The 983-nt window shown below is 64.8% G+C and carries 1 protein-coding gene and 1 pseudogene; one reads left to right on the top strand and one right to left on the bottom strand.

All coding sequences use genetic code 11. The features are described from left to right. Positions 1 to 125 (top strand): annotated as a pseudogene (locus EN969_RS36450) (LysR family transcriptional regulator); the annotation flags it as partial. Positions 126 to 142: 17 nt separating this feature from the next. On the opposite strand, the gene EN969_RS32815 reads toward EN969_RS36450, so the two are convergent. Beyond that, positions 143 to 983 (bottom strand): CocE/NonD family hydrolase C-terminal non-catalytic domain-containing protein (locus EN969_RS32815; RefSeq protein ID WP_281060054.1); only part of this gene is annotated, 841 nt, incomplete at its 5' end.

Genomic DNA, 983 nt, shown 5'->3' with positions numbered 1-983 from the left:
TGCCGGACCAGCCGCGATATCTCTACGACTGCCACGCGCTTTGGCTGCAGACACCGCATCTGCCGCTGAAGGTGCGGCTGGCCGTCGATGCGCTGGCCGTCGCCTTGCCGAAATCGATGGCCTGATTGCCAATCGCCGCCGCTCAGTTGAGATCGCGCCGATACTCCTTGACCTCGCTGCGGTCGACGATCCGCTCGTCTCCGTCATGGGCAGTGATGTGGGTCTCGATCCGCCAGACGTCGCGCAGCGCGCGCACCGTCGCCGTCACTGAAAGGCGCGCCTGCCAGTCGCCGCGGCCATAGGATTTTTCCCAGGTGCAGGTGCCGACCGCCGAGGTCGGGTCGTCGGGGTGAATGGAGAACCGGTCGACATGCTTCGCTGAAAGGACGATTCCCGTATGCGGATGCCGCACCGTGCCGCCATCATTGACGACTTGGTAGACCGTCTCGCTGGTGACCTGGTCTGTCGAAACCGAGCGCTGAAAACCGTCGCCCTTGGCCAGAACCTCCTGCTCCATCGGCGCGGCGCTTTCCGGAGCCAGGAAGGCCCCCAGCGTGTCGTCCAGCTTCTGCGGCGCGCGCACCGGCAGGATCAGCCGGCTGTCCCCGCAATGGATCGACAGCGTCGCCTGCTCGGCGGTCGGAAAGACGATCGGCCAATGCGATGTCGCCAGTGCCAGCCGGATACGCTCGCCAGCCTCGAAACGCTGCCCGCAGCAGCGCAGCTTGATGCGGACGGTCTCCGCCCGGCCCGGCACCATGGGTACGATGTCCAGATCATCGTTGCGATGGCTCAGATTGAGGATGCCGTAGCTGATGCGCGAGGCAGCACCTTCCGGGAACACTTGCGACAGCGTGGCGGACAGAAGCGCAACCGGCTTGTCGGAGGAGAGCTTGACCTCGAATTCGGGAAAACCGAGGATCTCGACCGCTTCGGTCAACGGCGCCGTCTCGAAGATCAGGGCATTGCCTTCTTCCGTGCGT

The organism is Mesorhizobium sp. M7A.F.Ca.CA.003.01.2.1, from assembly GCF_003998945.1.
In the GTDB taxonomy this organism is placed as follows: Bacteria; Pseudomonadota; Alphaproteobacteria; order Rhizobiales; family Rhizobiaceae; genus Mesorhizobium; species Mesorhizobium ciceri.
This window is presented reverse-complemented; position numbering and strand designations above follow the sequence as displayed.